This window comes from Arthrobacter sp. AL05 (assembly GCF_029960715.1).
In the GTDB taxonomy this organism is placed as follows: Bacteria; Actinomycetota; Actinomycetes; order Actinomycetales; family Micrococcaceae; genus Arthrobacter.
In genome coordinates this window covers 101,810-123,676 of record NZ_JASBRC010000001.1, presented here as the reverse complement: position 1 = coordinate 123,676, position 21,867 = coordinate 101,810, and the positions used below count along the sequence as shown (strand labels likewise).

Below are 21,867 nucleotides of genomic sequence, written 5' to 3'. Positions count from 1 at the left end.
CTGTTTCTATTTCTTGGAGATGGTGCGGCTGCGGCCGCGGAACTCAGCGACGAGTTCGCCCGGGGGGATGTCGGCGGGGAGCCTGCCCGGGACCGTGGCGGCGGGTGCCGGGCCGGCGGGTGCCGGCTGCGGGGCCGAAGGCGCGCCCGCGCCCGGATCGACGGCGTAGATCTGGATGTCATAGAGGCCGCTGCGTCCGGTGCTGGCGCGGCGGTTGGCGACGGCGGTCAGCACCTGGCCGCGGAAGGCTGGCTTGAGGAAGTTGATATCGACGCCGGAGGCCACGGTGATGGTGCCGGTGTCGATTCCGGCTTCACCTGGTTCCGGGCTGGCCGGGTTGCAGGCCAGCGCGAAGGCCGTGTCACCGAAGGCGAAGATCATTCCGCCGTGGGCCATGCCGAATCCATTCAGCATTTCCTGCCGGAGCGTCATGCGGATCGTGGCGTGTCCGTCGTCCAGTGCCACAACTTCTATGCCCATCCACTCTGAGGCGTAGTCGTCTTTAAGGATGGGGTGGGTGTCGCCGGAAATCGTCAGTTCAGCCATGCGTCATTGCCTCCAGCTTTATTTACCGAATGTTCATTAGGTAATCCCATCCGGGTGCCTCCTGTCAAGAGCGGGCGGGCGTGTGAAGCGGTTGGCAGCGGCCGCAGAACAGTCAAAATCCGGCAAAATCCGCCGGGAGCCCGCGCCTGGAACCCGCGGCCCGAAAACGGGTACCGCGCCAGAAGAAAGTAGGCTGGGAGGGATGCAGCACCACTTCACAGCAAAGGGCGGATCATGGCCAAGGGGATATACGTCAGCGCGACCACGCCGGGTTCCGGGAAGTCGCTCGTAGCGCTGGGACTGGCGGACACGCTGCACCGCCATGCTGACCGCATCGGCTTCTTCAAGCCGGTGGTTCACGGCAACGACGCCGCGTCGGACCCGATGGTGGCGCTGATGAAGGCCCGGTTCGATCTGGACGACCAGCGCTGCCGCGGCGGCCTGACGTACGCCGAAGTCCGCGCGCTGCTGGCCGAGGGCAACCGTGCGGAGATCGACGCCCGCTGCGTTGAGATTTTCGCCGACATCTCGCGGAACTGCGACGTTGTGATCGTGGAGGGGACGGATCTCACCGGCCAGGACGCCGCCGTCGAATTCGACCTCAACGCCCGCCTCGCCAACAACCTCGCCGCCGCCGTCGTCGCCGTGGTGGGGGCTAAAGGCAGGACCATTGCGGAGGCGGCCGACGCCGTCGAGGTTGCCCGGAAGGAACTCCTTGCCGAACGCTGCTCGCTCCTGGCGATCATGGTGAACCGGGCCGACCCGGAGGACCTGGACGGCATTGCGGCCGCCGTCCGCCCCGGCGCCTCGGGCCGGCCCGTGTACGTCCTGCCCGAGCTGGAATCAATCGCCAGGCCCACAACCGGCGAGGTTGCCGCAGCCCTTGGCCTGGGCCAGGTAGCCGGACGGCCGGACCTGGAACGCGACGTGCACTCGGTCAAGGTGGCGGCCATGAACGTCGCCAACTTCCTGCACGTGCTCGACGACGGCGCCCTGGTGATCGTTCCCGGTGACCGCGCCGACGTGCTGGTCGCGTGCCTCGCTTCGTCGTTCTCCCCGGAGTTCCCGGTTCCGTCCGCGCTGATCCTGACCGGCGGGCTGTCTCCCGAGCCCACCATCTACTCGTTGCTGGCGCAGGCACCGTTCCCGATCTTTGCGGCCCCGGACGACACCTACGTCACCGCAAAGCGGGTGTCCGAGGTGCGCAGCGAGATCTGGTCGGGCCACCGCCGCAAGGTAGCCTCCGCCCTGGGCCTGTGGTCCAAACGGGTGGATGAGGCTGAATTGCTGGAACGGCTGCACCTGCCCCGGCCGGAGCGAATGACGCCGCTGCGGTTCCTGCACGACCTCATCGAACGGGCCCGGCTGCAGCGCCGGCACATTGTCCTGCCCGAGGGGGCCGATGTGCGGATCCTGCGTGCAGCCGAGATCCTGCACCGGCGCGATGTCTGCGACCTCACGATTTTGGGCAACGAGTCGGCGGTACGGGAACTGGCGTCCACCCAGGGGATCGACCTCTCCGGCATCAGCATCGTGGACCCCGCGACCTCGGCGTTGCGCCAGCAGTTTGCCCAGGAGTACGCGCAGTTGCGTGGCCACAAGGGTGTGGACCTGGCCCGTGCCCTGGAGGCGATGCTGGACGGCAGCTACTTCGGGACCATGATGGTGCAGCTGGGTGTGGTCGACGGCATGGTGTCCGGTGCCGCGCACACCACAGCCCACACCATCCGTCCCGCCCTGGAGTTCGTCAAGACCCGCGAGGGCGTCAAAATCGTTTCCTCGGTGTTCCTGATGCTGATGCCGGACCGGGTCCTGGTCTACGGCGACTGTGCAGTCAATCCGGACCCGAACGCGGAGCAGTTGGCGGACATCGCACTGGCCTCAGCCGAGACCGCAGCCCAGTTTGGGGTGGAGCCGCGGGTGGCCATGCTCTCCTACTCCACCGGTGGCTCCGGCACCGGCGAGGCGGTGGACAAAGTCCGGCAGGCCACCGAACTTGTGAAGTCCCGCCGCCCGGACCTCGCCGTGGAAGGTCCCATCCAGTACGACGCGGCCGTGGACGCCGCGATCGCGCACTCCAAAATGCCCGGTTCGTCCGTCGCGGGGCAGGCCACCGTGTTCATCTTCCCGGACCTGAACACCGGTAACAACACCTACAAGGCGGTGCAGCAGTCTTCCGGGGCGGTCGCCGTCGGGCCAGTGCTGCAGGGACTTCGGAAGCCGGTGAACGACCTGTCCCGCGGCTGCACCGTGGAGGACATCGTAAACACGGTGGCCATCACGGCCATCCAGGCGCAGTCCGTGGAGCCCGCCGCGCAGCCGATCCCCGCGGCTGCCCATGCGTAGTCAGCTGTTTTCCGGATTTGCCGGGCTGTCAGGATCTTCCTGCTCGGCAGGTGCGTCGGCCAGGCCCGTAGGCGTGAGATCCAGGTCCGCCAGGTTTTCGGGGGCCTCGGCGGCTTTCCCGACTTCGGCGGCCTTAAGCTTCCCGGTGTCGTCGAGGGCCGGGTTCGCGCCCTCCACCCCGGTGGGATCCGGCGTGCCGGACCCGCTGTCCGGTTCGGCGCTGTCGTTAGGGGTTGCGTTCTCAGTCATGGAAATCCCTTCAGGAGTCGTCCAGGTGGTCCGCCGACTCTAAACCGCCGCCGCGGCTCTCCGCAACGGATGGCCGGCCGGGCAATTTATAGTGGTTTCCAGGAGCGCTCCGACAGGCTCCGGCGTGATGCCCGTCCCGGCGCGCCCTTCGGGGTCAGCCCAGCAGCCAAGGCGTAGGAGGCCCCATGCTCGTGCTCGTTATCAACTCCGGCTCGTCGTCGCTGAAGTACCAGGTGCGCGACGTCGATGCCGGCAGTGTGCTTGCCGAAGGACTCGTCGAGGAGATCGGGATGGGCAACGGCGGCGGGGGCGACGGCCGGATCGAAGGCCCCCGGGACCACGCGGAGGCACTGGAGCGTGTGGATGCGAAGATCCACGCGGCCCTCGGCGGCCGGGCGCTCGACGCCGTCGGGCACCGGGTGGTGCACGGCGGGGAACGCTTCGCCGAGCCGGTCCTGGTTACCAACGAAATCATCCGCGCCATCGAGCGGCTTAATCCGCTGGCTCCGCTGCACAACCCGGCGAACGTGCTCGGCATCCGCGCGATCGCGAAGAAATGGCCGGACATACCGCAGGTGGCAGTGTTCGACACCGCGTTCCACCGCACCCTTCCGGAGTACGCTTGGCGCTACGCGGTGCCGGACGAGCTCTACAGCAACCATGGAATCCGCCGCTACGGCTTCCACGGCACCTCGCACGAATACGTCGCGCACCGGGCCGCGGCGCTGCTGGACATCCCGTCCGAGGAGTTCGACGCCGTCATTGCGCATCTGGGCAACGGCGCCTCGGTCGCGGCGATCCGCGGCGGACAGTCCATTGACACCTCCATGGGCTTCACGCCGCTGGAGGGACTGGTGATGGGTACCCGCTCCGGTGACCTGGACCCCTCCATCCTGGTCTTCCTGGGCCGGGCCGGGTGGTCCCCGGAGGATCTGGACGCCATGCTCAACCGGCAGTCCGGGCTCAAGGGCCTGGCCGGCAACAACGACATGCGCTCCGTGGTGGAGGCCGCCGGGGCCGGGGACGCCAAAGCCGCCATGGCCCTCGCCGTCGCCTCCTACCGGCTTGCCAAGTACATCGGCGGCTACCACGTGGCCGTCGGCGGGGCGAAGGCTCTGGTGTTCACGGCCGGGATTGGGGAAAACTCGCATCAGTTCCGCGCCCTGGTGGCGGAGCGGCTGGGCGCCCTGGGCGTTCAGCTCGACGCCGGCCTGAACGGCGAACGCTCCCGGGAGCCCCGGGTCATCTCCTCGACGTCCTCGGCCATTCCCGTACTGGTAGTTCCCACCGACGAGGAGCGTGCCATCGCGGAGGCTACGGCCGCCGTCGTCTCCTCCTCGTCGCCTGCTCGGTGACCTCCCAACTGACTCGCAGCAGGGGCCGTTTTGGGCGCCCATAACGGCCGTAACTGCGAGTCAGTTGGGCGGGTAGCCTTGGGGCCATGACGGAACTGAATCTGCCCCTGCGCACCGAACGGCTGGTCCTGCGCCGCTTCCGGGCCGGGGACCTGGCTGCGTACCACGCCTACCATTCGCTGCCCGAAACCGCCAGGTTCCTGCCGGGGGAGGCGAAGAGCTACACCAAGTCCATGGAGTCCGTGGGCAAATACGCCAATTTCGTCTTCGAGCAGGAGGGCGACTGGATCTGCCTGGCCATCGAGGCTGCGGACTCGCCCGGTTTGCTCGGCGAGGTGGTGCTGAAGTGGTTGCCGGGCCGCGGTCAGGCGGAGATCGGCTGGAGCCTCGCCCCGGCGGCACGGGGCAAAGGCATCGCAACCGAAGCGGCACAGGCGCTGCTGAGGCTTGGTTTCGAGGAGCTCGGCTTCCACCGGATCAATGCCAAGCTTGATGCCCTCAACGCGGCCTCCGCTGCGCTGTGCGAACGGCTCGGCATGCGGCTGGAAGCTACGCAGCTGGACAAGTGGCACTACAAGGGGCAGTGGGCCACGGAAGTCGTCTTCGCCATCCTCGCGGACGAGTGGATGTCCCTGCAGCCGGCTTAGGACTCAACGTACTGACGAAGAGGACAGGCTGGGGGAGTCCCCCAACCAGCCCCTCCTATTTCAGTCCGGCGCCCGGGAGGAGCTTCGTGGCGGCCAGGGAGTCGGCAACGAAGGCGTAGTCCCAGGCGCGTTCCTTCCACTGCACGTAGCGGCCCGACGCTCCGCCGTGGCCGCCCTCCATCTCGATCTTCATCACGATCGGCTCGCTGCCGGTGTTCAGTTCGCGCAGCCGCTGCACCCATTTCGCGGGTTCCACGTAGAGCACCCGCGTGTCATTAAACGAGGTGACCGCCGCGATCTTGGGATAGTCCACCGCACGGACATTTTCGTAGGGGGTGTAGGACTTCATGTACGCGTAGACTTCGGGGTCCGTGATCGGGTTGCCCCATTCCTCCCATTCCAGTGCGGAGAGCGGCAGCTCCGGGTCCAGGATGGTAGTCAAGGCGTCCACGAACGGAACGGCCGCGACGATCGCAGCGTACTTCTCCGGCGCCAGGTTGGCGATGGCGCCCATCAGCAGGCCGCCGGCGGAGCCCCCCATCGCCGCGATCCGTGCCGGGTCCACCCAGCCGGACGCTGCCAGCCAGTCAGTGGCCGCGATGAAGTCCGTGAAGGTGTTCTTTTTCTGCAGCTTCTTGCCGTCGTCATACCAGTGCCGGCCCAGTTCCCCGCCGCCGCGGACGTGCGCGATTACAAAGACGATGCCCCGGTCCAACAGGGAGAGCCGGGGGATGCCGAAGCCGGGGTCCATGCTCATCTCGTAGGAGCCGTAGCCGTAGACCAGGCCTGCCGCCGTCGAATCCTGCTGCACGGCGGCATGGCGCAGCACTGACAGCGGGATCCTGGTCCCGTCCGCAGCCACCGCCCATTCGCGGGTGGCAACGTAGTCCGCGGCGTTGTAGCCGCCCAGGACCGGGCTTTCCTTGCGTAGCATGAGTACGCCTGCGGGCTGTTCCGCGGTGGGCAGGACAAAGTCGTAGACCCGGGACGGCGTGAAATAGGAGGTGTAGCCCATCCGGATGACGGGGGCCTCGTAGTCCGAACCGGCAACCCCCGCGGTGTAGAGCTCTTCCTCGAAGCCGGGTTCCACCGCCGCGCCCTGCTCCGGCGTTCCGAGCCCGGCCAGCGGCAGTACCTGCACCCGCTCGATCGTGTCCTTGCGGACGGAGACCACCAGGTGCGTGGACGTGACGCCGGCACCGTTGACTCGCACCTCGTCGGAGTGCTCGACGACGGTGGTCCAGGCCTGCTCGGCGAGCGGCTTGGCAAGTTCGGCCGGATCCACCAGCGAGACCATGGAATTGATGGCGTCCCGGTTGTGGGTGAGCAGGATGGTTTCGGCACCGGCCAGCAGGAAGGGTTCGGCCTCGTAGAGGATGCGTTCGTCCCGGGAGATTACCGTGCTGAGCCCGGCCTCGGGTGCGTCGAAGCGCAGCAGCCGGGTTTCGCTGAACTCTGAGCAGCCGATACCCAGCACCAGATGGCGCCGGTCGGCGGAGAGCTCGAAGCCCAGCCACATGGCGACGTCGTCCTCCTGGTAGATGACTTTGTCCGATGTGACGGGCGTGCCGAGCACATGCGACTTCACCTGGTACGGCCGCCAGGAATCATCTGTCACGGTGTAGAAGATCCGGGTACCGTCGGGGGAGAAGGAAATGCCGTAGAAGATGTTCTCGATCAGATCGGGGAGCAGCTCCCCGGTTTGCAGGTCCTTGATGCGCAGCGTGAACCGCTCGTCCCCGGCGTTGTCCACCGCGTAGGCGTAGAGATTCCCGTCAAGGGTCACTGCGGCCCCGCCGACGGCGAAGAACGGCTGGCCCGCTGCTTCGGCGTTGCCGTCCAGCAGGACTTCCTCGCCCGGAATGTCGACGCCGACCTCGACGGCGGGGGGAGTCCAGTCAGCGACGCGGTCCCCGGTGTCCTGGGCCCGTACCCGGCACTGGATGCCGTATTCCTGGCCCTCCACCGAACGGGTGTAATACCACCAGCCGTCCTTGCGGTTGGGGACGGATAGGTCCGTCTCCTGGGTGCGGCCCTTGATCTCGGCGAAGATGGCCGCGCGCAGCGGTTCCTGGTGGGCAGTCATGGCCTCCTGGTAATCGTTCTCAGCCTGGAGCAGTTCCACGACCTCGGTGGATTCCTTGTTTCGCAGCCACTCGTAGTTGTCCTCGAAGGCATCGCCGTGGCGGGTGCGGACGGCGGGGACTTTTTTGGCAACGGGGGCTTGCGGGGACGGCTGCGCCGGAGTCGTGGTCATGGCTCCAATCTACCGTCCGGCAGCACTGTCACTGCTGCGGCCCGGTCACCGCGGCGGGTGCTTCAGTTCCCGTTCTGAAGATTGTTGGCGGCAATGTACCCGGGCAGGGTCCCGGAGGTCAGTGCTGCCGAGACGGCGGCCGTGGCAGCGGGGTCCTGCAGGACGATGGATTGGCCGTCACTGCTGGTTCCAACGCCGGCGGTGGGCAGGGTAAAGAACACACCGTTGCCTGGTGCCGTGCTTCGCAGGCTGGAGGCGAGCCGCTCCAGCGTTTCCAGCGTGAGTCCCGGGTCGACGGTGATGTGCGGGAGGACCGTCGCCACGAGTTGCTTCACGGTGTTGGCGTCCGAGAGCCCGCCTTCGGCCGCCATTTTGGCCAGCACGGCCTTCAGGAACGTCTGCTGGTTCCGGACCCTCTGGTAGTCGCCGTCGGCGAAGGCATGGCGCTCGCGGACAAAGGCCAGGGCCTGCGGTCCGTTCAGTCTGTTCACACCCGCCGGAAAGTCCACGAAGTCGTCGATGGTGCCGGTGAAGGGCTGCTTGATGTCGACGTCGACGCCGCCGAGGGCGTCCGTCAGGGCCGCGAAACCCTGGAAATCCAGCATAAGGCTGTGGTCCACGCGCTGGCCCAGCAGGGATTCCACCGTCTGTGTCATCAGCGGCACCCCGCCCAGTTCGAGTCCGGCGTTGATCTTTGCTGCCCCGTAGCCCGGGATATCGACCCAGAGGTCGCGCATGATGGAGATGCCGTAGACACTTTGCCGGTCGGCCGGGAGATGGATAAAGACCAGCGCGTCACCGCGCTGGTCCGAGGCGGCGCCGGAGGCCGCGATGGCCCGCTCGTTCACCCGGCTGTCGCTGCCGATCAGCAGGATGTTCAGCGCGGCGGGCGGCGGATCCGGCGTCGGGGCTGGGGTGGCGGCGGGCGATTGCTGCGCTGCCGGGGACGTTTGCACCGGGGCTGCGGTTTCGGTGCGGGGCATGTTCAGGAGCAGCGCCGCGGCGGCGACGGCGAGGACCGCCAGGCCGGCAATGAGGGCGATGATAACTGTCCGGCGCCGATGCGCCACGCCCGGTGCCGTGGCTTTGGCTGCTTCTGCCGGTTCCGGCTCCGTTCCCATGGCCGGACACTACCACCGTAAGCGATCGACCGGGAGCAACCGACGGCGCCGGGTTCAGCCGTGGGCTGCCGGGTTCAGCCGTGCTGCCGGGCGAACCGCAGGATGGTGCGGATGGCCGGGGAAAGTTCATCCTCCATTTGGCGGTAGATTTCCGGCCCGCGCCGGTAGGGGTCCACCACGTCATTGTCGGCCGGTTCCGGGGCTTGCGCGAGATGCCGGACAGCGGCCGCGCGGGCCGGGAGATCACGCCAGAACGCGGCTGTGTCGCCTGCCGGGGCAGGGATGCCACGGTCCTCAAGCGCTTCGAGCATCCGGGCAAATTCGCGGATGGTGAAGGTGCGCTTTAGCAGGGCGGCGTCCAGATGGATGACTTCGCCGCGGTGCTGTGCCGACATCGCCAGCACCAGATCTGCTTGCCGCAGGATCTCCGGGGTCAGCTGACGGGCCGCGAACCCGTCCGGCGTGCCGCCGTAGCTTGTGATGATGTCTTGGGACAGCGGCTGGATCGGATCGCCCGCCATGGCCCGAGTTCCAGCGCTCCGCACCTCAAAAGCCCCGGGCTGCACCTGGTTCAGTCCGGTTTGGAGCAGGCGTTCGGCAACGGGGGACCGGCAGATGTTGCCGGTGCACACGGTAAGGATCCGAATGGGTAACGACGGCGAACCATCGCTAGTTTCCGGCTCCGAGGCCTTGGGCAGCAACATAGTCTCCGAGTCTATCGTTGCTGAGGGCGGCCTTGATCTCCTCGATGGCGGACGGATCAGGCAGGACAATGGACTGCCCGTCTGCCGACGTGCCGGTCCCGGCCGTGGGCAGGGTAAACATGGCGATGTCCTGGCGGTGGACGTCCCGGAGGCTGACGGCCAGGCGGCCGGCTTCGACCAGGTCCAGGGCAGGCGCCACGCTCACGAAGGGGGCGACGGCGCTAAGCGCGTGTTCGAGGGTGAGCGGGCGTTGGACGGTGCCGGCGTCCAGGGTTTTGCCGATGACGGCGGCCAGGAGCAACTGCTGGTTGCGGACCCGCTGGTAGTCGCCGTCGGCGAAGGCATAACGCTCGCGGACAAAAGCCAGGGCTCGGGCGCCATCGAGGGTGTTCGCGCCCGCATTAAAGACATATTCGCTCTTGGCCCTCGTCCCGGTGAACGGCACCTTGACGTCCACGGTGACCCCGCCAATGGCGTCGACGAGTCCCTGGAATCCTTCAAAGTCAATCCGTACCACTTGATCGATCCGCTGCTGCAGCAAGGATTCCACTGTCTGCACCACCAGGGGGACGCCGCCGAAGGCCAGGGCGGCATTGATCTTGGCTTCGCCGTGCCCGGGGATGGTCGTCCAGAGGTCGCGCATGATCGAAATGCTGTAGATATGGGCGCGGTCAGCCGGGATATGAACCAGCATCAGCGTGTCGGAGCGTTGGTTCGAGGGTGCTCCGGCCACCGCCTCGGCAGCCGCGCCGCCGGAAGCATCGCGGCTGTCGCTGCCCATCACCAGGATATTTATGGGTTTCGCGGAGCCGGCCGGCACCGCCTGGGCCCGGACCCGGACGGCCTCCGCCGGGAACGCGTTTTTGATCTCCCGGGTCTGGGATGCGAAAATCTGGGCCATCGAAAAGACGTAGGCTCCCATCGAACCGGGGACCGCGAGCACAAGGGCCAGCAGCACGCCCAGCAGGATCCGGCGGCCGCGTTTGCCGTGAACTGTCCTGGCCGCCCGGTCGCGGCGCGCCGCCCCCGGCGGCGTTCCGTTTCCTGACGATTCCTTCCGATCCACTTCCCCGTGATTCGACATTAGAGTCTCCTGAGTTCGGTGCAGCGTCCGGCGGAGAGCGCCGGGAGACCTCGCTGCAGTCGATGGTGCAGACGGTACGCTCCGGAACTTGGGTTTTCCTGCAGTCGTGGTGGAGCTCCAGTGCTTGACGCATCTCCGGCCTTCCGCATATCCTGAACGAACGGTCGGTAATTATTTATCGGAAAATGCATAGGAGCAACCATGGCAGCGCAGACCCTGCAGTCAGTGCCCGGAGAGCCAACAGCGGCACGGCACGAACAGAGCCTCGAAGATGTGGCCCGGCGTGACGCTGAAGGCCAGGCATACTTCGACAAAGTCATGGCTGACGATTCGCGGATCGAGCCCCGCGACTGGATGCCCCCGGCATACCGCAAGACCCTGCTTCGCCAGATTTCTCAGCACGCGCACTCGGAGATCATCGGCATGCAGCCGGAAGCCAACTGGATCTCCCGCGCCCCCAGCCTCAAGCGCAAGGCCATCCTGATGGCCAAGGTCCAGGACGAGGCCGGCCACGGACTGTACCTGTACTCCGCCGCCGAGACCCTCGGCCAGCCGCGCGATGAGATGAACCAGGCGCTGATGGACGGCAAAGCCAAGTACTCCTCCATCTTCAACTACCCCGCCCGCACCTGGGCGGACATGGGCGCCATCGGCTGGATGGTCGACGGCGCCGCTATCGCCAACCAGGTGCCGCTCTGCCGCGCCTCCTTCGGCCCCTACGGCCGCGCCATGGTCCGCGTCTGCAAGGAAGAATCCTTCCACCAGCGCCAGGGCTTCGAGATCCTGCTGGAACTTTCCCACGGCACGCCGGCGCAGAAGCAGATGGCCCAGGACGCGGTCAACCGCTGGTACGCCCCGGCCCTGATGATGTTCGGCCCGCCGGATGACGACTCGCCCAACTCCAAGCAGTCCATGGCCTGGAACATCAAGCGCTTCAGCAACGACGAACTGCGCAACCGTTTCGTCGGAATGATGATGGAGCAGGTCAAGGTCCTGGAGCTCACCCTCCCGGACAAGGACATCCGTTTCAACGAAGAAACCAAGAAATGGGAGCACGGTCCGCTGGACTGGGATGAATTCCACGAGATCCTCGCCGGCCGCGGCCCCTGCAACGCCCAGCGCCTGGAACGGCGCCGGGAAGCACACAACAACGGCACCTGGGTGCGCGAAGCCGCCGCGGCCTACGCTGAAAAGCAGAGCCGCAAGCAAGCAGAGAAGGAATCCGCAGCATGACAACTCCCGAACCGCACGCAGGCAACGTCTGGCCCATCTGGGAGGTTTTTGTCCGCTCCAGCCGCGGCCTCTCCCACGTCCACGCCGGCTCCCTGCACGCGCCGGACGCCGCCATGGCGCTGCGCAATGCCCGAGACCTCTACACCCGCCGCAACGAGGGGGTGTCCATCTGGGTTGTCCCGGCGGACGCGATCGCCTCGTCCGATCCTGACGCCAAGGGCTCCTTTTTCGAGTCTCCCCAGGGCAAGGACTACCGGCACGCGACGTACTACACCAAGAGCGAGGGCGTGAAGCACCTGTGAGCACCTCACCTGAAACTGCCGCAGCGGCAGCACCCGCAGCAGCGGAAACGGCCGGTCACGGGGACATCTCCGTCGGCGTCAACGGCTCCGGCAACAGTGGCGAGGCCACGGCCAGCGCTACCCGGATCACCCCCGGCAATGCCCTCCGTCCGGAGGACATCGCCCTTGCCGTAAGCCAGGGAACCGCGAAGCCGAGCGCTGACGCCGCCGAGTTCGCCCTGCGGCTGGGCGATGACGCCCTGGTCCTCGCGCAGCGGCTGGGCCACTGGATCTCCCGCGCCCCGGAGCTCGAGGAAGACATCGCCCTGGGCAACATCGCCCTGGACCAGCTGGGGCACGCCCGGTCCTTCCTCAGCTATGCCGGCGGATTAGACGGTCGAAGCGAAGATGACCTCGCCTACTTTCGCCGCGAGCCGGAGTTCCGGTCCGTCGAAATCTTTGAACTTCCGAATGGCGACTTTGCCGTCACCATCGCCCGCCAGTTCGTGGTCAGCTACTACCAGTTCGAGCTTTACCGCCGGCTGGCCGCCTCCACCGACACCACCCTGGCCGGGATCGCCGCCAAAGCGGTCAAGGAAGTGGATTATCACCGCGACCACAGCGCCCAGTGGGTGCTGCGCCTGGCCCAGGGCACTGACGAGTCCCGCGCGAAGATTATCCACGCCTTCAAGGTCATCTGGCCCTACGTCGACGAGCTCTTCCGCGACGACGAACTCACCGCCCGCCTGGCCGGGTGCGGTGCCGCCGTCGAGCCCTCCAGCCTGCGCGCCGATTTCGACCGCCTTACCGGCGAGGTCCTGGCCGCAGCCGAACTGGACGTTCCCGCGGTTCAGCCGGCCCCCGGCGGCGGACGCCGGGGACTGCACTCCGAACATCTCGGCTACCTCTTAGCCGAGATGCAGGTACTCGCCCGCGAGTACCCCGGGGCAAGCTGGTAACCACGATGGACATGTACGTCAGTCACCCCACGGCAGCCGACGGCCGCCCTGCGGCCCCGCGGACGCCCGAGCAGAAGGCCTGGGAACTCGCGGCCACGGTCTGCGACCCGGAAATCCCGGTCCTGACGATCGAGGACCTGGGGATCCTGCGCAAGGTCAGGATCTACGACGACGGCGGGATGGTCCCCGCCGTGCAGGTCACGATCACGCCGACCTACTCGGGCTGCCCCGCCATGGACGCCATCCGCGATGACCTCACGGCGGCCTTCAAACGGGAAGGCTACCCCAGCGTCAACGTCGACATGGTCCTCTCCCCGGCATGGAGTACTGACTGGATGAGCGAGGCCGGCAAAGCCAAGCTGCAGGAGTACGGCATCGCGCCGCCGTCGGGCCGCTCTGCCGCCCTCCGGCACGCCGGCCCGGTCCGGTTGTCCCTCGCCGTCAAGTGCCCGCAGTGTTCGTCGCTGAACACCAAGGAACTCACCCGCTTCGGTTCCACCTCCTGCAAGGCGCTGTACGTCTGCCAGGACTGCAAGGAACCCTTCGACTACTTCAAAGTCATCTAAGGAAACGCCATGATTGTTCTCCGACAGACCGCCGCTGAAACGGCCGCAGCCACCGGCCGCCGTCGTGCGTCCTTCCACCCGCTGGCCGTGGATGAGGTCCGCCGGCTCACCGATGATGCGATCGAGGTGACCTTCGGCGTTCCGGCCGAACTCGCGGGCCAGTTCGATTACCTCCCGGGCCAGTACGTTGCCCTGCGCACCACCCTCCCGGATGAGTCCGGCGAGCCGAAGGAAGTCCGGCGCAGCTACTCGATCTGCGCCGAGCCGAGGAGCTTTGCGGACGGCAGCAGCGAGATCCGGGTCGCGATCAAGAAGGACCTGGGCGGGCAGTTCTCCACCTGGGCGAACGCCGAGCTCACGGCCGGGGACGTGCTGGACGTGATGAGCCCGATGGGTGCGTTTGTGTCCCGGCACGGCCGGGACGGCAAAGAGCAGAACCTGATGAACTCGATGAACCATCCGGAGGACATGGCCAGCGAGCTCGCGGGGGAGCCCGGCTCTTTCGTCGCGATCGCCGCCGGTTCCGGGATTACCCCGGTGATCGCGATTGCCCGCACGCTGCTCGCCGCACATCCCGAAACCCGCTTTGACCTGGTCTACGCCAACAAGGCCGCGATGGATGTGATGTTCCTGGAGGAACTCGCCGACCTGAAGGACAAGTACCCGGCCCGGCTCGCGTTGCACCACGTGCTCTCCCGGGAACAGCGGATCGCCCCGCTGCTCAGCGGCCGGATCGACGCGGAAAAGCTGCAGGCCCTGCTGGGGACCGCCATCCACGCCGAGGACGTCGACGAGTGGTTCCTGTGCGGCCCGTTCGAACTCGTGCAACTGTGCCGGGATACCCTGGCCGAGCGCGGCGTCGACCCGGAACAGGTCCGCTTCGAACTGTTCAGCACCGGTAAGCCGGACCGTCCCGAAGGCAATGCCGGCCGCCCGGTGATTGTGGACGAATCCCAGTCCACGTTCAAGATCACCTTCAAGCTGGACGGCCTCCAGGGCGAGGTGGCCAGCCCGACCCACGCCCGTGAATCCATCCTGAACGCGGCGCTCCGCGTCCGCCCGGACGTACCGTTCGCGTGTGCCGGCGGCGTCTGTGGAACCTGCCGTGCCAAGGTAGTCACCGGTGCCGTCACAATGGATGAGAATTACGCGCTGGAGCAGGACGAACTGGACAAGGGCTACGTGCTCACCTGCCAATCCCACCCCACGACGCCGGAAGTCACCGTCGACTTCGACGTCTAACGGACCAACCCCGACTCCCGCCCCGACCCCAGGAGCCCCATGATTTCCCTCTCCATCGCCGACGGCATCGCCGAGATCGTCCTGAACGCCCCCTACAAGCTCAACGCGCTGGACGAGCAGGCGCTGCGGGATCTGTCTCAGGCGTACGACGACGCCGCTGCCGCAGCCGCCCGCGGAGAGGTGCGTGCGCTGCTCCTGAGGGGAGAGGGACGGGCCTTCTGCGCGGGCCGGGACATCGCCGGCGTGACGCCGGAAACGGATGACGTCCAGGGCTATCTCGGCGGGTTGCTGCAGCCGCTTCTGAAGAAGATGTCCGCCTTTCCGGCGCCCACCTTCGCGGCAGCCCAAGGAGCCTGCCTGGGGGTAGGGCTGGGCCTGCTGCTGGCCACTGACGTGGTGTACGTGGCGGAGAACGCCAAATTCGGCTCCCCGTTCGCGAACCTCGGTGCCACCCTCGATTCGGGTGGCCACTGGTACTTCACCGAACGCCTCGGTATGCACCGGACGCTGGACCTGATCTATACGGCGGAGCTGATGAGCGGTGCTGACGCCGTGGCGCAGGGAATGTTCTCCCGGGCCATGCCCGCAGCTGACCTCCTGGCGGACACCCGCGCCATCGTGGCGAAGGCCGCCACCGGCGCCACCAGTGCCTTCACCGCCAGCAAGGACCTCGTGGCGCACATCCGGGACCAGCGGCTGGGCCTGTGGGAGTCCATGGCAGAGGAAAACGCCGAGCAGGCACGGCTCTGCAACACCGCGGACTACGCTGAGGGGTTCCTGGCGTTCCAGGAGAAGCGGACGCCGGTTTTCAAGGGGTAAAAACGACTGTCGCCGGGCGACCGGCCCGGCTGCTTCTCTTTATCGAAGCCATTCTCATTTCGAAGGTGTCCTTGTAGGGTTCGGTTATGACTTTGGGGAAACCGGTAACTAAGGCTGTCATTCCTGCCGCCGGACTGGGAACACGCTTTCTGCCCGCCACCAAAGCCATGCCGAAGGAAATGCTCCCGGTAGTCGACCAGCCGGCCATCCAGTACGTCGTGGAGGAAGCCGTCCGCGCCGGGCTGACGGACCTGCTGATGATTACCGGCCGGCAGAAGCGCGCCCTCGAGGACCACTTTGACCGGGAGCCCAGCCTGGAACGTGCCCTGGAACTAAAGGGTGACCGGGAGAAACTGGCGGCCGTTCAGCACGCATCCGCCCTGGGGCCGCTTTACTATGTGCGCCAGGGAGACCCGCGGGGACTCGGCCACGCCGTCCTGTGTGCCCGTCAGCATATCGGCGCGGAGCCCTTCGCCGTGCTGCTGGGCGATGATTTGATTGACGAGCGCGATGAGTTGCTGAGCACCATGATCGAGGTGCAGGCCCGGACGGGCGGCTCGGTGGTTGCCCTGATCGAGGTGGATCCCGCCGAAATCAGCGCTTACGGCTGCGCAGACGTCTCGGTCATCGCCGGCGAAGACCATGTGCGGGTTAACCGGCTGGTGGAAAAACCCTCGATCGCCGATGCGCCCTCCAACCTTGCCGTGATCGGCCGCTACGTCCTGCACCCGGCGGTGTTTGACGTGCTGGAGGAAACAGGACCCGGCCGCGGCGGAGAAATCCAGCTCACGGACGCGCTGCAGACGTTGGCCACCTCAAACTGCGAGGGCGGCGGGGTCAGCGGAGTGGTCTTCAAGGGCCGCCGCTATGACACCGGCGACAAGCTCAGCTACCTGAAGGCGGTCATCTCGATTGCCTCGGAACGGGTCGAATTCGGCGAGGAGCTCAAAGCCTGGATGAAGGCCTTCGTCAACTGAAACCGCAACGCCTGGCTACCGCGTATCGACATCCTCAAACACCAAAAACGTCTGTGTGTCCAGCACCCCTGGCATGGACTGCAGCTGGTCGAAGATCACCCGGCGCAGATCGATATTGTCCACGGCGCGCACCAGCAGGATGACATCGAAGTCGCCACCCACCAAGGCGATGTGGTGCACCTCTGGAATGGCGCGCAGCAGTTCCCGCAGTTCCCGCCAGGAATGCTGGCGGACCTTCAGGGTGACGTAGGCCGAGGACTTCAGGCCGGCCTTAATCGGGTCGACCAGTGCCGTGAACTTTGTCAGCACACCCTCGCCGGTCAGCCGGGCAATCCGTGTGTAGGCGTGGGCCCGGGAGATGTGGACATTCTCCGCGACCTGCGTGACGGACATCCGCCCGTCCCTGGTCAGTTCCGCGATGATGTTCCGGTCCACATCATCCAAGGGCACCGCGGCCTGGTCCGCCCCGTCCTCTGCCATTTGTCCACAACCCCCGCCGGTAATCCAGCTCACATCTACGATTTGTCTTCTAGAGTAAGGCAATTCTCTGGACTTCTCCACGATTTCCGTGAGAGCTGGATACGAAACATCGCCCAGCCCCATACTTGGAGTGAATAGTGGCTACAGAAGGACGGACCAATGACGATCTCCGCAGACCACCCTGCGCAGCCCGCAGCGCAGGACCAGATGGCAGGCGCGGCCAATGAGGCCGTGCGCAAGTTCGGCATCACGGTCGAGGACTACATGCTGCCCGCCCGGCACCAGATCCAAATGGTGGGTCCGGACGGCACACTGAACCCCCACACCGAGCAAGGCACCCAGCCCGGCCACGAGTACAGCCTGCCGGGCGAGGCGGAACTGCTGGCCGCTTACGAGCAGCTCGTCGTCGGGCGCCGCGTCAACGATCAGAACTCAGCCCTCGTCCGGCAGGGCAGGATGGCCGTCTACCCCTCCAGTCACGGCCAGGAGGCCTGCCAGGTCGCAGCGGCACTCTGCCTGTCCGACGGCGACTGGATGTTCCCCACCTATCGTGACTCCGTGGCCGTGATGGCACGCGGTGTGGATCCCGTCCAGACCATGACGCTGTTCCGCGGCGACTGGCACGGCGGCTACAACCCCGCCGAGCACAAGGTCGGTATCCAGTGCACCCCGCTGACCACCCAGCTCCTGCACGGCGTCGGCGTCGCCCACGCCGCCAAACTCCGCGGCGAGGACACCGTTGTCCTGGCCATGTGCGGGGACGGCGCCACCAGCGAAGGCGACTTCCACGAGGCACTGAACTTCGCGGCCGTCTTCCACCTGCCGGTTGTGTTCTTCGTCCAGAACAACCAGTACGCGATCTCCGTGCCGCTCGCGCACCAGTCGGTTGCACCGTCGCTCGCCCACAAGGCCGTGGGTTACGGGATGGCCGGCGAACGGGTGGACGGCAACGACGTCGTGGCCCTCCTCGCGGTGCTGGGCCGGGCGGTCAAGCTGGCCCGGGAAGGCTCCGGACCGCTGCTTGTCGAGGCCCACACGTACCGGATGCAGGCCCACACCAACGCCGATGACGCCACCCGCTACCGGCAGGACAGCGAGGTCGCCGAATGGGTGGCGAAAGACCCGCTGAGCCGGATGAAGACCTACCTGACGGACCGGGGACTGCTCGATGACGGCCGCACCGCCGCTATTGCAGAGAAGGCCGAAGCCGTTGCCACGCAGCTGCGCGAAGGACTCAGCGAGGAGGTCCCCGTCGATCCGCAGGACCTGTTCAAATACGTCTTCTCTACTCCCACTCCCCAGTTGAAGGAGCAGTCCGCAATGCTCGCCGACGAACTCGCCCGGGACGCCGCATCAGCGACGGAGGCCGCGAAATGAGCCCCACCATCACCACCTCGTCCGAGGCGAACGGCAACGTCAGCGCCGCGACCGCTCAGGCCGCGGAAACGGCAGCGGTCAAGGCCGAGCAGACCGGCCCGCAGACCATTACCCTGGCCAAGGCACTGAATGCCGCCATGGCCGACGCCATGCACGCCGACGCCTCGGTCCTGGTCTTCGGCGAGGACGTTGGTATGCTCGGCGGCGTCTTCCGCATCACCGACGGTCTGACCAAAACCTTCGGCAGGAGCCGCTGCTTCGACACCCCGCTGGCCGAGTCCGGCATTGTCGGCATGGCCGTGGGCATGGCGATGAACGGCATGCGCCCGGTCATCGAGATGCAGTTCGACGCCTTCGCCTACCCGGCGTTCGAACAGATCGTCAGCCACGTTGCCAAGATGCACAACCGCACCAAGGGCGGCGTGAAGCTGCCCATGGTCATCCGGGTTCCCTACGCCGGCGGCATCGGGGGAGTGGAGCACCACTGTGATTCCTCCGAGGCCTACTACGCCCACACCGCCGGGCTTAAGGTATTCACCCCGGCCACTGTGGCGGACGGCTACCGGATGCTCCGCGAGGCCATCGATTCCGATGATCCGGTGATGTTTATGGAGCCGAAGAAGCTCTACTGGTCCAAGGACCAGGTGGACCTGGACGCGCTCCGGGCCGAACATGCCGCGAACACCGAACGCGGCACGTCCTCGGAAGGCCGCGCCGCCGTCGCCCGCCCCGGCACCGACGCGACGCTGATCGCGTATGGACCGTCCGTCCCGACGGCGCTGGCTGCTGCTGCCGCCGCCGCCGAGGAAGGCCGCTCGCTGGAAGTGATCGACGTCCGCTCGATTGTGCCCTTCGACGACGAGACGGTCTGCGCCTCGGTCCGCAAGACCGGCCGCGCGGTGGTTATCGCCGAAGCGCACGGCTTCGCCTCGGTGGCCTCCGAGATCGTGGCCCGGGTCCAGGAACGCTGTTTCCACCACCTCGCCGCGCCGATCCGCCGGGTCACGGGCTTTGATGTGCCGTACCCGGCGCCCAAGCTTGAGCACTACTACCTGCCCGGCGTGGACCGTATCCTCGACGCCGTTGACGACCTCCAGTGGGAGAACTGACCATGAGCGAACCGAAAGTATTCCTCCTCCCGGACCTTGGTGAGGGCCTCACCGAAGCCGAACTGGTCAGCTGGCTCGTGAAGGTGGGCGACGATATCCGCGTCGACCAGCCGATCGCCGAAGTGGAGACGGCCAAGTCCATGGTCGAGGTGCCCTCCCCTTACGCCGGCACCGTCGCCGTGCTGCACGGCGAGCCGGGCCAGACGCTCGACGTCGGGAAGCCGCTGATCTCGGTGATGCCGGTTGGTGCGGCTCCCGCGGTTGAGTCTGCCGCAGCCACGGTGGCTGAGCCGGCCGCAACCCAAGATGCCGCGGCAGAGACCTACCGCGAGGAGGAGAAGGCCGGGTCCGGGAATGTCCTCATTGGCTACGGGACTCCGGGCGGGCATGGGGTTGCCCGGCGGACCCGGGCATCCAAGCGGGCTGTGGCGCAGGTGCCTGAGGCCGAGAAGGCTGCCGATGATCTGTTGCTTATGCGGACCCGGGTTCCCGGGAAGCTGGGGGCTGTGATTTCTCCGCTGGTCCGGCGGATGGCTCGGGACCATGGGGTTGATTTGGGGGATCTCCAAGGCTCGGGAGCCAGCGGGCTTATTATGCGCCGCGACGTTGAGGCGTTCATCAAGCCGGCGCCTGCGGTTGAGCCTGCCGGAACCAGCCCGGTCGAAACGCCGGCGGTAGCAACGGATGTGGCTGCCGCGATCACGGACACGGATGCCCGCACGGGGCTTGGGATCTCCGGCCGCACGGCTGTCCGCGGCGTGCGCAAGGCCGTCGCGGCGAACATGGCGCGCAGCCGGTCCGAGATCCCGGAGGCCACGGTCTGGGTCGATGTCGACGCCACGGCGCTGGTGGAGCTGCGCGCCGCGCTGAAGAACGCCGACCCGGACCACACCCCGGGCTTGCTGGCGTTCATTGCCCGCTTTGTTACTGCCGGCCTCAAGAAGTTTCCGGAGTTGAACTCCCGGATCGTCAGCGCCGGGGACACCGCCGGTTGGGCCGGCCAGGAGATCGTGGCCTTCGACGGCGTCAACCTCGGTTTCGCGGCCCAGACCGACCGCGGCCTGATGGTGCCGTCCGTGCGCAACGCAGACAAACTCAGCGCCCGCGAACTGGACGCCGAAATCCGGCGGCTCACCGGCGTCGTCCGCGAGGGCAAGGCAACCCCCGCGGAACTGGGCAGCGGCACGTTCACGCTGAACAACTACGGCGTCTTTGGGGTCGACGGCTCGGCCGCGATCATCAACCACCCCGAGGTAGGCATCCTCGGCGTCGGGCGGATCATCGACAAGCCCTGGGTAGTTAACGGCGAACTCGCCGTGCGCAAGGTCACCGAGCTGACGCTCACCTTCGACCACCGCGTCTGCGACGGCGGAACCGCCGGCGGCTTCCTGCGTTTTGTGGCCGACGCGATCGAGAACCCGGGGTCGGTACTGGCCGACTTGTGAGGAACGGGGGACCCGGACCAGCGCCTGCCGGAGGCGCTGGTCCGGGGGCAAGCGGCCGCTGGCGGCCGGACTAGCGCACAGTTGCCCGCCTGATGTCCTGGCCCGGCGGCACTTTGGACAGCAAGGTCCGGGCTGCCATTTGCGCCATCTTCCGTGTTGCCGGGGAAAGATAGGCGCCCTCCCGTTGGACAAGGGCAATTGTGTCGAACAATGGTTCTGCAAAAGGGACAGCGTGAACGTTTTTCGGAAAACCCGGCGCGCTAACCAATGCGTGGGGGACAAAACTGTCGGCCGCGCCGGCGGCAACCAGGCCCAGGGCGGTATCGACATGTTCCACCTCGATTGCCGCATCGATTTTCAGCCCCTTGAGCCGGGCACGCTCCAAAATCTGCCGCCGGGTGGGATCGCGCCAGCCGGCAAAGGCGTCATAGAGCACCAGCTTCGACTCGGCGAATTCCTCAATGGTCACGGGGCCGCGCGATGGATTACGGGTAGCCGACACGTAAAAAACTTCGTCACGAAAAAGCGGCCTGACCTGAAGGCCGGCCTCTGCAACCGGCAGGACGATCAGCCCGGCCTCAATTTCGCCGGAGGCCACCGACTCGGCCACTGCCAAGGAGTTCAGTCCGATGAGGCGCACCTTCACCTTGGGGTAGCGCCGGTGAAACCGCTGCACCAGGTCGGCCAGGTCGTAGTACGCGCCGTAACGCAGAACGCCGAACGTGCAGACGCCCCCTTCCAGCGAAGACATGGATTTCAGTGCCTCCACGCCGTTGTCGAAAGAGGTGACGGACTGCAACGCATGCACCTGCAGTTCAACGGCAGCCGTCGTGGGAAGAAGGCGCCGCCCGCCCCGAATGAAGAGGCTGTGCTCAAGCTCGTGTTCCAGCCTGCTGATGAGCTCGGAGACGGAAGCCTGGCTTGTTTCCAGCTTTCGTGCCGCGGCGGTGAAAGAACCGAGCTCATAGGCGGCGAGGAAGGCCCGTAGTTGCGCAAGGGTCATGGGCCCACTCTAGTCAGCGAGCGGAATGTGGGGGTTTTGTGGCGCCGGGAGATACCACCGCGGGTCT

21 protein-coding genes are annotated in these 21,867 nt (G+C 66.6%); 13 read left to right on the top strand and 8 right to left on the bottom strand.

Annotated features, from left to right (window positions below; genetic code table 11):
- Nucleotides 1-6: 6 nt before the first annotated feature.
- Nucleotides 7-546 (bottom strand): hotdog fold thioesterase, encoded by a 540-nt coding sequence (locus tag QK287_RS00560; protein ID WP_226773140.1) that lies wholly within the window; start codon nt 544-546, stop codon nt 7-9.
- A 234-nt stretch (nt 547-780) separates the two neighbouring features.
- Here QK287_RS00560 and pta point away from each other — a divergent pair, with 234 nt between their 5' ends.
- Nucleotides 781-2,892, top strand: a complete 2,112-nt coding sequence (gene pta / locus QK287_RS00555; RefSeq protein ID WP_282358614.1) for a phosphate acetyltransferase — start codon at nt 781-783, stop codon at nt 2,890-2,892.
- Here the strand turns inward: pta and QK287_RS00550 are convergent, their stop codons facing one another.
- The gene (locus QK287_RS00550) at nt 2,893-3,141 is read right to left on the bottom strand and encodes a hypothetical protein (RefSeq protein WP_226773142.1); all 249 of its coding nucleotides are present in this window, start codon (nt 3,139-3,141) and stop codon (nt 2,893-2,895) included. It lies immediately after the preceding gene.
- 185 nt (nt 3,142-3,326) lie between these two features.
- On the opposite strand from QK287_RS00550, the gene QK287_RS00545 reads away from it, so the two are divergent.
- Together QK287_RS00545 and QK287_RS00540 are read left to right on the top strand one after the other, a co-directional pair.
- The gene (locus tag QK287_RS00545) at nt 3,327-4,496 is read left to right on the top strand and encodes an acetate kinase (RefSeq protein ID WP_282358609.1); all 1,170 of its coding nucleotides are present in this window, start codon (nt 3,327-3,329) and stop codon (nt 4,494-4,496) included.
- Between the two features lie 86 nt (nt 4,497-4,582).
- The gene (locus QK287_RS00540) at nt 4,583-5,143 is read left to right on the top strand and encodes a GNAT family protein (RefSeq protein ID WP_282358608.1); all 561 of its coding nucleotides are present in this window, start codon (nt 4,583-4,585) and stop codon (nt 5,141-5,143) included.
- 55 nt (nt 5,144-5,198) lie between these two features.
- Here the strand turns inward: QK287_RS00540 and QK287_RS00535 are convergent, their stop codons facing one another.
- The 4 genes from QK287_RS00535 to QK287_RS00520 all read right to left on the bottom strand — a co-directional run bounded on the left by QK287_RS00535 (nt 5,199) and on the right by QK287_RS00520 (nt 10,309).
- Complete coding sequence (locus QK287_RS00535; protein ID WP_282358607.1) at nt 5,199-7,400, bottom strand: S9 family peptidase; 2,202 nt, start codon at nt 7,398-7,400, stop codon at nt 5,199-5,201.
- A 62-nt stretch (nt 7,401-7,462) separates the two neighbouring features.
- Nucleotides 7,463-8,521, bottom strand: a complete 1,059-nt coding sequence (locus tag QK287_RS00530) for an LCP family protein (RefSeq protein ID WP_282358606.1) — start codon at nt 8,519-8,521, stop codon at nt 7,463-7,465.
- 74 nt (nt 8,522-8,595) lie between these two features.
- Nucleotides 8,596-9,225 carry a low molecular weight phosphatase family protein gene (locus tag QK287_RS00525; protein ID WP_282358605.1) on the bottom strand — a complete coding sequence of 210 codons (630 nt, stop codon included), beginning with the start codon at nt 9,223-9,225 and terminating at the stop codon, nt 8,596-8,598.
- The gene (locus tag QK287_RS00520; protein ID WP_226773534.1) at nt 9,191-10,309 is read right to left on the bottom strand and encodes an LCP family protein; all 1,119 of its coding nucleotides are present in this window, start codon (nt 10,307-10,309) and stop codon (nt 9,191-9,193) included. Before QK287_RS00520 ends, QK287_RS00525 begins: the two co-directional genes overlap by 35 nt.
- 201 nt (nt 10,310-10,510) lie before the next feature.
- Here QK287_RS00520 and paaA point away from each other — a divergent pair, with 201 nt between their 5' ends.
- The 7 genes from paaA (at nt 10,511) to galU (ending at nt 16,386) form a co-directional block, all read left to right on the top strand.
- Complete coding sequence (gene paaA, locus QK287_RS00515; RefSeq protein ID WP_226773533.1) at nt 10,511-11,542, top strand: 1,2-phenylacetyl-CoA epoxidase subunit PaaA; 1,032 nt, start codon at nt 10,511-10,513, stop codon at nt 11,540-11,542.
- Nucleotides 11,539-11,844 (top strand): 1,2-phenylacetyl-CoA epoxidase subunit PaaB, encoded by a 306-nt coding sequence (gene paaB / locus QK287_RS00510; RefSeq protein WP_024367847.1) that lies wholly within the window; start codon nt 11,539-11,541, stop codon nt 11,842-11,844. Before paaA ends, paaB begins: the two co-directional genes overlap by 4 nt.
- Nucleotides 11,841-12,782 (top strand): 1,2-phenylacetyl-CoA epoxidase subunit PaaC, encoded by a 942-nt coding sequence (paaC, locus tag QK287_RS00505; protein ID WP_282358599.1) that lies wholly within the window; start codon nt 11,841-11,843, stop codon nt 12,780-12,782. The genes paaB and paaC overlap by 4 nt, the downstream gene beginning before the upstream one ends.
- Before the next feature lie 11 nt (nt 12,783-12,793).
- Nucleotides 12,794-13,348 carry a 1,2-phenylacetyl-CoA epoxidase subunit PaaD gene (gene paaD, locus QK287_RS00500; RefSeq protein WP_226773539.1) on the top strand — a complete coding sequence of 185 codons (555 nt, stop codon included), beginning with the start codon at nt 12,794-12,796 and terminating at the stop codon, nt 13,346-13,348.
- 9 nt (nt 13,349-13,357) lie between these two features.
- On the top strand, nt 13,358-14,590 hold the full coding sequence (gene paaE, locus QK287_RS00495) for a 1,2-phenylacetyl-CoA epoxidase subunit PaaE (RefSeq protein WP_282358598.1): 1,233 nt from the start codon (nt 13,358-13,360) through the stop codon (nt 14,588-14,590).
- Nucleotides 14,591-14,629: 39 nt separating this feature from the next.
- Nucleotides 14,630-15,409 carry an enoyl-CoA hydratase/isomerase family protein gene (locus QK287_RS00490; protein ID WP_226775731.1) on the top strand — a complete coding sequence of 260 codons (780 nt, stop codon included), beginning with the start codon at nt 14,630-14,632 and terminating at the stop codon, nt 15,407-15,409.
- A gap of 86 nt (nt 15,410-15,495) precedes the next feature.
- Entirely contained in the window at nt 15,496-16,386 is an 891-nt protein-coding gene (gene galU, locus QK287_RS00485; RefSeq protein WP_282358597.1) for a UTP--glucose-1-phosphate uridylyltransferase GalU, read from the top strand.
- 15 nt (nt 16,387-16,401) lie between these two features.
- Here galU and QK287_RS00480 read toward each other — a convergent pair whose 3' ends face one another.
- Complete coding sequence (locus QK287_RS00480; RefSeq protein WP_226775729.1) at nt 16,402-16,866, bottom strand: Lrp/AsnC family transcriptional regulator; 465 nt, start codon at nt 16,864-16,866, stop codon at nt 16,402-16,404.
- A gap of 159 nt (nt 16,867-17,025) precedes the next feature.
- Between QK287_RS00480 and pdhA the strand changes: the two genes are divergently transcribed.
- From pdhA to QK287_RS00465, 3 genes are read left to right on the top strand one after another with little or no spacing between them, the layout of a single operon-like run.
- Nucleotides 17,026-18,243, top strand: a complete 1,218-nt coding sequence (gene pdhA, locus QK287_RS00475; RefSeq protein ID WP_282358593.1) for a pyruvate dehydrogenase (acetyl-transferring) E1 component subunit alpha — start codon at nt 17,026-17,028, stop codon at nt 18,241-18,243.
- On the top strand, nt 18,240-19,352 hold the full coding sequence (locus tag QK287_RS00470; RefSeq protein WP_226775727.1) for a transketolase C-terminal domain-containing protein: 1,113 nt from the start codon (nt 18,240-18,242) through the stop codon (nt 19,350-19,352). The genes pdhA and QK287_RS00470 overlap by 4 nt, the downstream gene beginning before the upstream one ends.
- Before the next feature lie 2 nt (nt 19,353-19,354).
- Nucleotides 19,355-20,797: a dihydrolipoamide acetyltransferase family protein gene (locus tag QK287_RS00465; protein WP_282358591.1), complete on the top strand. Its 1,443-nt coding sequence runs from the start codon at nt 19,355-19,357 to the stop codon at nt 20,795-20,797.
- Between the two features lie 70 nt (nt 20,798-20,867).
- Here the strand turns inward: QK287_RS00465 and QK287_RS00460 are convergent, their stop codons facing one another.
- Nucleotides 20,868-21,800 carry a LysR family transcriptional regulator gene (locus QK287_RS00460; protein WP_226775725.1) on the bottom strand — a complete coding sequence of 311 codons (933 nt, stop codon included), beginning with the start codon at nt 21,798-21,800 and terminating at the stop codon, nt 20,868-20,870.
- Between the last annotated feature and the right edge of the window lie 67 nt (nt 21,801-21,867).

Bases quoted from the DNA above. Each gene is read 5' to 3' on its own strand.
- QK287_RS00560 (WP_226773140.1), bottom strand. From the start codon at position 546: ATGGCTGAACTGACGATTTCCGGCGACACCCACCCCATCCTTAAAGAC.
- pta (WP_282358614.1), top strand. From the start codon at position 781: ATGGCCAAGGGGATATACGTCAGCGCGACCACGCCGGGTTCCGGGAAG.
- QK287_RS00550 (WP_226773142.1), bottom strand. From the start codon at position 3,141: ATGACTGAGAACGCAACCCCTAACGACAGCGCCGAACCGGACAGCGGG.
- QK287_RS00545 (WP_282358609.1), top strand. From the start codon at position 3,327: ATGCTCGTGCTCGTTATCAACTCCGGCTCGTCGTCGCTGAAGTACCAG.
- QK287_RS00540 (WP_282358608.1), top strand. From the start codon at position 4,583: ATGACGGAACTGAATCTGCCCCTGCGCACCGAACGGCTGGTCCTGCGC.
- QK287_RS00535 (WP_282358607.1), bottom strand. From the start codon at position 7,400: ATGACCACGACTCCGGCGCAGCCGTCCCCGCAAGCCCCCGTTGCCAAA.
- QK287_RS00530 (WP_282358606.1), bottom strand. From the start codon at position 8,521: ATGGGAACGGAGCCGGAACCGGCAGAAGCAGCCAAAGCCACGGCACCG.
- QK287_RS00525 (WP_282358605.1), bottom strand. From the start codon at position 9,225: ATGTTGCTGCCCAAGGCCTCGGAGCCGGAAACTAGCGATGGTTCGCCG.
- QK287_RS00520 (WP_226773534.1), bottom strand. From the start codon at position 10,309: ATGTCGAATCACGGGGAAGTGGATCGGAAGGAATCGTCAGGAAACGGA.
- paaA (WP_226773533.1), top strand. From the start codon at position 10,511: ATGGCAGCGCAGACCCTGCAGTCAGTGCCCGGAGAGCCAACAGCGGCA.
- paaB (WP_024367847.1), top strand. From the start codon at position 11,539: ATGACAACTCCCGAACCGCACGCAGGCAACGTCTGGCCCATCTGGGAG.
- paaD (WP_226773539.1), top strand. From the start codon at position 12,794: ATGTACGTCAGTCACCCCACGGCAGCCGACGGCCGCCCTGCGGCCCCG.
- paaE (WP_282358598.1), top strand. From the start codon at position 13,358: ATGATTGTTCTCCGACAGACCGCCGCTGAAACGGCCGCAGCCACCGGC.
- QK287_RS00490 (WP_226775731.1), top strand. From the start codon at position 14,630: ATGATTTCCCTCTCCATCGCCGACGGCATCGCCGAGATCGTCCTGAAC.
- galU (WP_282358597.1), top strand. From the start codon at position 15,496: ATGACTTTGGGGAAACCGGTAACTAAGGCTGTCATTCCTGCCGCCGGA.
- QK287_RS00480 (WP_226775729.1), bottom strand. From the start codon at position 16,866: ATGGCAGAGGACGGGGCGGACCAGGCCGCGGTGCCCTTGGATGATGTG.
- pdhA (WP_282358593.1), top strand. From the start codon at position 17,026: ATGACGATCTCCGCAGACCACCCTGCGCAGCCCGCAGCGCAGGACCAG.
- QK287_RS00470 (WP_226775727.1), top strand. From the start codon at position 18,240: ATGAGCCCCACCATCACCACCTCGTCCGAGGCGAACGGCAACGTCAGC.
- QK287_RS00465 (WP_282358591.1), top strand. From the start codon at position 19,355: ATGAGCGAACCGAAAGTATTCCTCCTCCCGGACCTTGGTGAGGGCCTC.
- QK287_RS00460 (WP_226775725.1), bottom strand. From the start codon at position 21,800: ATGACCCTTGCGCAACTACGGGCCTTCCTCGCCGCCTATGAGCTCGGT.